General features: G+C 63.7%; 4 protein-coding genes. All 4 read left to right on the top strand.

The window, feature by feature from the left end; translation table 11 throughout:
• Positions 1-548 precede the first annotated feature (548 nt).
• Complete coding sequence (locus tag SMC5_RS07800; protein WP_119120260.1) at positions 549-1,268, top strand: ABC transporter permease; 720 nt, start codon at positions 549-551, stop codon at positions 1,266-1,268.
• Positions 1,249-2,034 (top strand): amino acid ABC transporter ATP-binding protein, encoded by a 786-nt coding sequence (locus SMC5_RS07795; RefSeq protein ID WP_119120259.1) that lies wholly within the window; start codon positions 1,249-1,251, stop codon positions 2,032-2,034. The genes SMC5_RS07800 and SMC5_RS07795 overlap by 20 nt, the downstream gene beginning before the upstream one ends.
• Before the next feature lie 40 nt (positions 2,035-2,074).
• Entirely contained in the window at positions 2,075-3,304 is a 1,230-nt protein-coding gene (locus SMC5_RS07790) for a molybdopterin molybdotransferase MoeA (RefSeq protein ID WP_119120258.1), read from the top strand.
• Positions 3,304-3,953: GTP 3',8-cyclase MoaA (locus tag SMC5_RS07785; RefSeq protein WP_119120257.1), on the top strand; the 650-nt coding region annotated here is incomplete at its 3' end. The genes SMC5_RS07790 and SMC5_RS07785, both read left to right, overlap by 1 nt.

Here is a 3,953-nt window from a genome sequence, read left to right as displayed (position 1 = left end):
CTGCCGATCCTCGTCCAGGGGTCCCAGGGGCTGCTCAATCCCTACGGCCTCATGCCCATCAATCCCGCCAAGTACCCAACGGTCAAGGTCGACCTCGCCGTTCGATTCGCTGATTTCATGACCGGCCTGCCCGGTCAGGAACTCATCAAGAGCTTCGGCGTCGAGCAGTACGGGCAGACCCTCTTCTTCCCCGACTCCACCGAATGGAAGGCTACGCGCAGCCTCGACATCGTGCTCCCCAGCGGCAAGACAATTGCCTACCGCCTGAACGACGTGCGCAAGTTCCCTGTAACGACCATCAAGGTCTACCCACAAAACAACCAGTCACTGACACCGGTTTCGTACGGCGGTGTCCAGCTCATCGACATCCTGAAGGTCATCTCGCCTGATCTTGCAGCTGCCCAGCGCCTGACTGTTATCGCGACCGCCACNNATGACGGCTTCATGGCTCTCATGACCACGAATGGTACGTTCCTCGTGAATACTGTCAAGTACATCTACCGTCTCGAGATCTCCAAGTAGAATGCAAACGGCGCGGAAGGACAACGATGGGTGATATCGGCCGGGGCTTCGTCCAAGCCGTACGGCTCATCGTCTCCCTGGACCCCGGCACGTACCAGGCCCTGGGGACGTCCCTCCGCGTCACGTTGAGCGCCCTGTTCTGGTCGGCGCTCGCGGGGTTTCCTCTTGGCGTCCTGCTCGCATTCTCCCACTTCCGAGGCAAGCAGGGCGTCATGAACGTGGTCTACACACTGATGGGGTTTCCCCCCGTAGTGGCGGGCCTCCTGGTATACCTCCTGTTGTCCCGCAGTGGCCCTCTCGGAGTGCTGGGGTTGCTCTACACGCCAACGGCAATGGTGATCGCTCAGATCGCGCTGGCTCTCCCGGTCATCGTGGGCCTCTCGGTTCTTGGACTGCGCGGAGCCGACAAGGGCGTCTTTGATCTCGCGCTCACGCTCGGCGCGACACGCCCACAGGCGTCCAGCGCCCTGCTCCGCGAGGCACGCCTCGCGATCCTGGGCGCTGTCATTACGGCATTTGGCAACGCGATCAGTGAGGTGGGCGCAGCCATGCTGGTAGGCGGCAACATCGAGGGATCAACGCGAACGCTCACAACGGCACTCGTCCTCGAGACTCGTGAGGGCAGCTTCGATCGCGCTATCGCGCTGGGCATCATCCTGCTCCTCGTCTCTTTTCTCGTCAACGCTCTCCTGTCCAGTCTGGGCGAGGGCACGTCGGAGACCGGCAATGTCCGCCACATCGATTGACCTCATCACAGCGCGAGGCGTACGTAAGCGCTTCGGCACTCGGGAGGTCCTGCGGGACATCGACCTCAGCGTTCCCGCACGCAGCATTACGGTCATCCTTGGCACGAACGGAGCCGGCAAGACGACGCTCCTGCGCATCCTGGGGTTGCTGGAATCTGCCGACGAAGGCACGGTCAGCTACGACGGCATTGTACCCGGTATCTCGACCGTCACCTACGACGCTTCAACCAGGAACCCTGCTCAGGACCCACACTACCTGCCCCTGCGACGCCAGATGCTGCTCGCGTTTCAACACCCGGCGATTTTCAGCAGCTCGGTCCTCAGCAACGTGACGTACGGACTGCAGCTGCGCGGCATGAGCCACGCCGAGGCAGAGGAACGGTCCATGGCCGCCCTGCACGAGGTCGGCATCGCAGAGCGTGCCCACCAGCACGCTTCGTCGCTGTCCGGCGGTGAAGCGGCACGCCTGTCGGTAGCCCGCGCCCTCGCTCTGCAGCCACAACTGCTCTTCCTCGACGAGCCGTCTGCCAGCCTGGACCCCTACGGCACCAAGTTGCTCGAGGACCTGCTGCTTCACATGAGGGACGACCTGGGCATGACAGCTGTCGTCGTGACGCAGGACATCTTCGAAGCCCGCCGTGTCGCCGACCAGGTGGCGTTCCTGCACGAGGGACGTATCATAGAACAGGCGCCACGCGACGACTTCTTCACCCATCCGCGCGACGACCGGACCCGCCGCTTCGTGGCAGGCGAGCTGCTTGTGTAGGGCTGGGAGCTGTTCCCAGTTCACGTTCCAGGGAGGAATAATGCTGAACATCGAGGAAGCGCTGAAAGCGATACTGGACCACACAACTCCGCTGGCCCCTGTCACCATGCCGCTCGACGAGGCTGCGGGACTGGTACTTGCGGAGGATGTGATCGCGCACGGAAACGTGCCCCCCTTCGCCAACTCCGCCATGGACGGGTTCGCCGTCATCGCCACCGACATTCAGCAGGCATCCGAGGCTACGCCTGTCCGCCTGCACATCCTGGAAGACGTTCCTGCGGGAAGCGTCGCCACACAGCCGGTCCGCCCTGGCACCGCCATTCGCATCATGACGGGTGCACCCCTCCCCGACGGCGCCGACACCGTCGTCCACGTCGAGGTGACCCGCACTGAAGGCAACGACGTGCTCATCCTCCTGGCCCTCAAGACCGGTGTCAACGTTCGCCGGGCAGGCGAAGACATGAAGGACGGCTCCATCGTCCTCAGAGTGGGTACGGTCCTCCGCCCCGGCGAGGTCGGCGTCTGCGCTGCAGCGGGTCATGCCGCTGTCACCGTTTACCCCCGCGCCCATGTTGCCATACTGACCACAGGCAGCGAGCTGGTCGATGTCGCTCTGGTGCCTGGACCCGGACAGATCCGTGATGCCAACGCACATTCGCTGCGTGCACAGGTCGTCGCAATGGGCGCAGTACCAGTCGTCTTCGCCCGCGTACCCGACACGCGTGAGGCCGTGCGGTCCGCGCTCGAACAGGCTCTCACTCAGGCCGACGTCGTGCTCACCAACGGCGGCGTCTCAGTCGGAGACTACGACTTCGTCAAGGATGTCTTGCAGGAGATGGGCGCAGCACTGGTCTTCTGGCGCGTCAAGCAGAAGCCCGGCAAACCGATGGCGTTCTGGACCATGGGTTCCAAGCGCATCGTCGGACTGCCCGGCAACCCCGTCTCCTGCATGGTCTGTGCCGAGGAGTACGTGCGCCCGCTGGTGCGCCGCATGATGGGCCACACCCTGCTGTACCGTCCTGTCCGTACCGCCATTCTCGACGAACGTTATGCCAAGGGCGCCGACGCTGGACGCGCCCATTTTGTGCGGGTCCGCCTGCAGGAGCGTGACGGAATCCTACACGCTGCGCTGACCGGTCCCCAGGGGTCCGGCATCCTCACGTCCATGGCGCTTGCGACAGGCATCGCCGTCCTCCCCGAGGATACGCCCGTCGTCGAAGCCGGTCAAACCATTACCGTACAACTCACCGACCTCCCGGAGGACCACTGATGACTGACCGTTTTGGACGCACCATCGACTACATCCGCATCTCCGTCACCGACCGCTGCAACCTGCGATGCCGCTACTGCATGCCAGAAGAGGGAGTGCCCATGCTGGAGCACGAGGACATCCTGCGCTTCGAGGAGATCGTCGCGTTCATGCGCGTCGCCGTTTCCGAGGGCATCGTCAAGGTGCGTCTCACCGGTGGCGAACCGCTGCGCCGCCCCGGCATTGTGGATCTGGTACGCATGTTGTTGGCCGTCCCCGGCCTGCAGGACCTCTCGCTCACCACCAATGGCACCCTGCTGCCTCAGTTTGCCGGCCAACTCAAGGCTGCAGGATTGAAACGTGTCAACATCGGCCTTCCCTCGCTGGACCCCGCCGTCTACGCCCACCTGACGCGTCTCGGCTCACTGGACACCGCCCTTGCCGGCCTCAAAGCGGCCGTCGACACAGGGTTCAGCCCCATCAAGCTCAACGTCGTCGTCCTGCGTGGCGTCAACGACGACTTAGCTCCATACCTCGACCTTACCAGGCGCCTGCCAATCGAGGTCCGCTTCATCGAGTACATGCCCATCGGCCCACTGGGGGAGGACAACTGCCTGGTACCCGCCGCCGAGCTGCGACGCAAGCTAGAAGCACTGGCCCCTCTGGAACC

The organism is Candidatus Cryosericum odellii (assembly GCF_003570935.1).
GTDB classification, from domain to species: domain Bacteria; phylum Caldisericota; class Caldisericia; order Cryosericales; family Cryosericaceae; genus Cryosericum; species Cryosericum odellii.
The sequence above is the reverse complement of the archived record's forward strand: the minus strand, read 5'-3'. Positions and strand labels throughout refer to the sequence as shown.

What these genes read in the sequence shown, in the direction of transcription:
- SMC5_RS07800 (WP_119120260.1), top strand. Translation starts at nt 549, where the DNA reads ATGGGTGATATCGGCCGGGGCTTCGTCCAAGCCGTACGGCTCATCGTC.
- SMC5_RS07795 (WP_119120259.1), top strand. Translation starts at nt 1,249, where the DNA reads ATGTCCGCCACATCGATTGACCTCATCACAGCGCGAGGCGTACGTAAG.
- SMC5_RS07790 (WP_119120258.1), top strand. Translation starts at nt 2,075, where the DNA reads ATGCTGAACATCGAGGAAGCGCTGAAAGCGATACTGGACCACACAACT.